The 4,475-nt window shown below is 70.3% G+C and carries 6 protein-coding genes and 1 pseudogene; 1 reads left to right on the top strand and 6 read right to left on the bottom strand.

Features of this window, described 5'->3' with window-relative positions; genetic code table 11:
- Together AC2VOR_RS00280 and AC2VOR_RS00275 are read right to left on the bottom strand one after the other, a co-directional pair.
- Positions 1–417, bottom strand: a pseudogene (locus AC2VOR_RS00280) (cytochrome P450); the annotation flags it as partial.
- Positions 418–576: 159 nt separating this feature from the next.
- A complete protein-coding gene (locus AC2VOR_RS00275; protein WP_486962979.1) occupies positions 577–789 on the bottom strand; it encodes a hypothetical protein in 213 nt (70 codons plus the stop codon).
- A 37-nt stretch (positions 790–826) separates the two neighbouring features.
- Between AC2VOR_RS00275 and AC2VOR_RS00270 the strand changes: the two genes are divergently transcribed.
- Positions 827–1,021: a hypothetical protein gene (locus AC2VOR_RS00270; protein ID WP_486962978.1), complete on the top strand. Its 195-nt coding sequence runs from the start codon at positions 827–829 to the stop codon at positions 1,019–1,021.
- On the opposite strand, the gene AC2VOR_RS00265 is transcribed toward AC2VOR_RS00270, so the two are convergent.
- The 4 genes from AC2VOR_RS00265 to AC2VOR_RS00250 form a co-directional block, all read right to left on the bottom strand.
- A complete protein-coding gene (locus tag AC2VOR_RS00265; RefSeq protein WP_369737031.1) occupies positions 946–1,818 on the bottom strand; it encodes an NAD(P)-dependent oxidoreductase in 873 nt (290 codons plus the stop codon). The two genes, AC2VOR_RS00270 and AC2VOR_RS00265, sit on opposite strands and share 76 nt — an antisense overlap.
- The gene (locus AC2VOR_RS00260) at positions 1,815–2,630 is read right to left on the bottom strand and encodes an NAD(P)-dependent oxidoreductase (protein WP_486962977.1); all 816 of its coding nucleotides are present in this window, start codon (positions 2,628–2,630) and stop codon (positions 1,815–1,817) included. Before AC2VOR_RS00260 ends, AC2VOR_RS00265 begins: the two co-directional genes overlap by 4 nt.
- On the bottom strand, positions 2,627–3,505 hold the full coding sequence (locus AC2VOR_RS00255) for an alpha/beta hydrolase (protein ID WP_486962976.1): 879 nt from the start codon (positions 3,503–3,505) through the stop codon (positions 2,627–2,629). Before AC2VOR_RS00255 ends, AC2VOR_RS00260 begins: the two co-directional genes overlap by 4 nt.
- A partial coding sequence (locus AC2VOR_RS00250) for a thiolase family protein (protein WP_486962975.1) occupies positions 3,502–4,475 on the bottom strand: 974 nt, incomplete at its 5' end. The genes AC2VOR_RS00255 and AC2VOR_RS00250, both read right to left, overlap by 4 nt.

The raw sequence follows: 4,475 nt of genomic DNA, 5'->3' as shown, positions 1-4,475 counted from the left end.
CGGGAACGGCCCGGAGAAGTCCTGCACGACGTCGAAGCGGTCGGGGTCGGCCGCGCCCAGGTACTTGTCGATGACCTCGATGATCGTCTCGCGCTGGGACTGAATGGCCCTGGGGGTGAAGGCCTTGTTGAGCAGGCTGCGCATGTGCCGGTGCTCGGGCGGGTCCATGAAGATGATCGACTTCAGCTCGGCGGGGATGCCCTTGCGCACCATCGCCAGGTCGCAGCCCCGCGCCGAGGAGTAGGTCTCGAAGTCCTTGAACGCGGCCGCGACGTCCTCGTGGCGGGTCAACGCGTAGAAGTCCTCTTTCTCGTCGTAGTACAGCGGCGCTTCCTCGCGCATCCGTCGATAGATGTCGAACGGATTGTTGAAGTACTCCTCGGAGAACGGATCGAAGACGACCTGGGGCTTGGTCACTGCACACTCCCTCGTGTCAGCTGCGGGCCGGAACCGTTACGGTTGAATGCCTGACTGTAACGCTAACGGTAGCGGTTCGGGCGCGCAGCCGAAAGAACCAAAAACGCGCCATGTCGTCGCGGTTCCCGGGCCGCCGCGGACGGCTGCCCCGGGGCTGACTCAGGCGATGTTCGCGCCGTCCGCGGTGGCGGGGTTTCGCTTTTCCCGCGAATCTGTCGCGGGTTCGATGCTGGAGATAATCATTGCCAGCCAGACGCCGTAGAGGTCCTCGCCGTCGAGGTGGCTGGCCAGGGTGATGCCCTCGTTGGTGGCCGGCAACACCCGCGCCATCGTCGGCGCCGGTACGCGCAGTCGTCCGCCCAGGCGCGCCACCCCCTCGGTCAGGTAGTCGCTGAGCCAGGACCGCCTGGTGCTGGAGGCGGCCGACGAGATACTCGCCGAGGGGCACGAACGTTGGGAGACCTGGCAGGCGTTGACCGGTACCCTCGGCGAGCACGCCGCGATGGAGTTCGTCTTCGTCGTCGGCGTCTACGTGCTCTCGGCGATGGCATTCGAGACCTGGCGGTTGCCGCCGGTGCCGGGCAGCGCGCCGCTGCCCGACTGACCGTTCCGGTCGATGCCGATGGCCGTGATGACGTCGTCCAGCACACCGAGGCCGGTGCCGAGTTCCCCGGCTACGCGGCGCACCACGGCCACGTCTTTGGCGACGAACTCGCCGACCATCTCACCGAATGCGGCCACGGAGCCCCTCGCCGCGACCAGGCTCAGCACCCGGCTGCTCGCGCTGCCATGGGCCAGCGCTTCCAGCAGCACCGGCTCCGGCAGGCCGATGCGCTCACCCAACCGAACCGATTCCCCAAGCAGGCCAATGTGCCCCGCGAACAGCGCGTTGTTGACCAGCTTCACCTTCTGTCCGGCGCCGCAGGGTCCGACGTGCAGGACCGGATCGCCGTAGCACGCCAGCACCGGTCGCACCCGTGCCACCGCGTCGTCGGGACCGCCCACGAACAGCGTGACCCCGCCAACCGCGATGTCGTGCGGGCCGCCGCTGAGGGGGGCGTCCACGACGTCGACGCCGTCGGCGCGCGCGACGATCGCCTCCATCGTCCTCGGGCTCGCGGTGGTGTGCACCACCAGCGCCGAGCCCGGCGCCATGGCCGCCGGCAGCGCGCTGTCCAGGCACACCTCGCGCACCTGTTCGTCGGTGAACACGCACAGCACCACGACGTCGGCCTGCGCGGCCGCTGCGGTCACATCCGCAACCGCGCTGGCGCCGAGTGTCTCGAGATCGCTGCGCTTCTCGGCGCCGCGGCCCACGGCCCGGACGTCGTGACCGGCAGCGACGAGCCGGGCCACCATGGGCCGCCCCATCCGGCCCGCACCGACGAACCCGACCCTCACCGGGGATGGCCCATCAGCGCCAGCGTGGCGTCCGCGGCGGCGAGCACGGCCCCGGCGTCTCCCGCGGCCCGGCCGGCGAGGTCGACGACGAGCCGGACGTCCTTCTGCAGCAGCGCTCCGGCCACACCGGCGAGTCGTTCGAGGCCCCCGATGCCGCCGAGTGCGTTGAGCGCGAAGCTGTTTCCGCTGCTGCGGGAGACGACCTCGGTGAGGCGGTCGGGGTCGACACCGAGCGCGCGGGCCAGCGACAGGGCGGTGGCCGCAGTGCCGAGGTTGGCGGTAAACAGCAGGTTGTTGAGCAGCTTGGTGGTCTGGCCAGAGCCCAACTCGCCGAGGTAGACGACCGGATCGGCATAGGTTTCGAAAACCGGGCGGCAGCGCTCGACCACGCCGGCGTCACCGCCGGCCATCACCAGCAGCCGGCCCGCGGCCGCCGCAAGGCCGCCGCCGCTCACCGGCGCGTCGACGACCGAAACCCCCTGCGCAGCGGCTATCTTCGCCAGCTCGCGGCAGGTGTCGGGGTGTACGGTGCTGTGCACCGCGATGACGCTGCCCGGCTTCATCGAAGCCAGCAAGCCGTTCTCGCCGCAGCCGACCTCGTAGACGTCGGCGTCGCCCACTACGCACAGGCACGCCAGATCACAGGCCGCGCCGAGCTCGGCCGGTGATCTGGCCACCGTCGCCGCGGTGTCGGCGAACTGCTCGAGCGTCGCGGGATTGCGCGCCCACAGCATCGTCGGGTGGCCGCCCTCGACGATCCGGCGTGCCATGGGCCCACCCTGGCTGCCCAGTCCGATGAATCCGACCCTCATCCGGAACCCCCGTTCGGCGAGTGCGCGGCCACGCATTCGTGGGCGAAGGAGAGGACTTTCGCGTGGTAGTCCGCCGCGGTGTGGCCGAGGCTGAGGTTGTGCCCCGCGCCTCGCTGGCGGTGGACGGTGAACCGTGGCGCCCCGGAGAACAAGGCCGCGATCTCGTCCATCGCCGAGTCGTCGTTCTGCCAGACCTTTTCGTGATCGGCGATGCTGAACTGCACGGGGATGCGCACGGCGGGGGCGAGTGCGGCGAAGTCGCGGCGGACCCAGTCCGCGACCATGTGTTCCTCGTAGGCCGGTGCCGTCGGCGACACCGTGGCGCCGTTCAGGACCTCGGGCGGGTAGAGCTCCTCCGGGTGCCACAGCAGTTCGCGCAGCCCGGCCGGACGGCGTTCGCGCGTCGCGGCTTTCAGGATGTCGCGGGCCTCGGGGTGGTACTGCCGGCCGGTGCCGGCCAGTTCCATGCCCAGCAAGCCCGCGCCGCGCTCGTCGGCGCCCATCCGCACCGCGAGTTCGCAACCACCGGAGTGACCCATGAGGAACACCCCTGCGCCGCGTGGCCGTTCCCCCAGGATGCGATCCACCGCCCCGTAGGCGAGGGCGACCCGTTGCTCCGGCCGGGCCATCGCCTCGGGGTAGGGCGCCGAGCTGCCGTAGCCGGGCCGGTCGAGCGCCACGACGGTGAATCCCGCTGCCGCACCGGACCGTAACAACGACGACGACGGGTGGCCCGGGCAGTCGAAATACATTGCCGTGGTGCCGCCGCCGTGGATGGCCACGATCACGGCTTTGGGCGACTCGGCCTCGGCGACCAGCGCCGACATCGGCACCCCGTCGACGATGACGAGCCGCGGCCGCACTGCCTGGTTCATGTGTCCGACCGCAGCAGCAGCACGCCGCTGGGGGTGAGGCCGCCGCTGCTCACCACGCCGACGCGGGCGTCGGCGACCTGCCGGTCGCCGGCCTCGCCGCGCAGTTGGGTGACCGCTTCGTGGATGAGTCCCATGCCGTGGGTGCGGCCGTGCGAGAGCTGGCCGCCGTGGGTGTTGAGGGGCAGCTGGCCGTCGCGGGCGATGTTCTTGCCGCCGTCCAGGAAGTCCTTGGCCTCACCGATCCCGCAGAAGCCCAGCGCCTCGATCCAGGACAGGCAGTTCATGGTGAACCCGTCGTAGAGTTCGGCGACGTCGACATCGCTGGGCCGCAGCGACGTTCGTGTCCACACGTGGGCGGCCTGGCCCAGGACCTGCGGTTCGTGGGTCAACGTGCTCTGGTCCCAGTCAATCCGTTCGACGATCTGCGTTCCGACGGCCTCCACCAGGACGGGTGGCTTGGCCAGGTCCCGGGCGGCGTCGACGGCGGAGACGATGACGGCGATCGCGCCGTCGCAGGGCACGTCGCAGTCGTACAAACCGAACGGCGTGGTGATGGGCCGCGCGTTCAGGTAGTCGTCCATCGTCATCGGCGACCGATACACGGCGGTCGGGTTCAGCTCGGCGTTGGCTCGCTGGTTCAGCGCGATCCAGCCCAGCGTCTCTTTCGTGGTGCCGTAACGGTGAAAGTGCCGCTGCGCGTTCATCGCCAGTGTGTGCGCGGCCGACGTGGCGCCGAACGGGTACATCCAGCCGGCCATGCGTCCCATGGACGGCGCGATCTTGCCCTGTTTCATCAGCTCGTTGAACGTCGCTTCCCACAGCGTCCGGAAGCACAGCACGTGGCGCGCCAGTCCGCCGGCGACCGCGAGCATTGCGGCGATCACCGACCCGCCCGGCCCGAACGTCTCGATGCCGCCGTTGTGCCAGGTCGGCCGGATGCCCAGCGCCGCCTCCAGCGCGGTCACCCCGC

The sequence above is a fragment of the Mycobacterium sp. TH-M103 genome, assembly GCF_057473785.1.
This window is presented reverse-complemented; position numbering and strand designations above follow the sequence as displayed.

What these genes read in the sequence shown, in the direction of transcription:
- AC2VOR_RS00260 (WP_486962977.1), bottom strand. Translation starts at nt 2,630, where the DNA reads ATGAGGGTCGGATTCATCGGACTGGGCAGCCAGGGTGGGCCCATGGCA.
- AC2VOR_RS00255 (WP_486962976.1), bottom strand. Translation starts at nt 3,505, where the DNA reads ATGAACCAGGCAGTGCGGCCGCGGCTCGTCATCGTCGACGGGGTGCCG.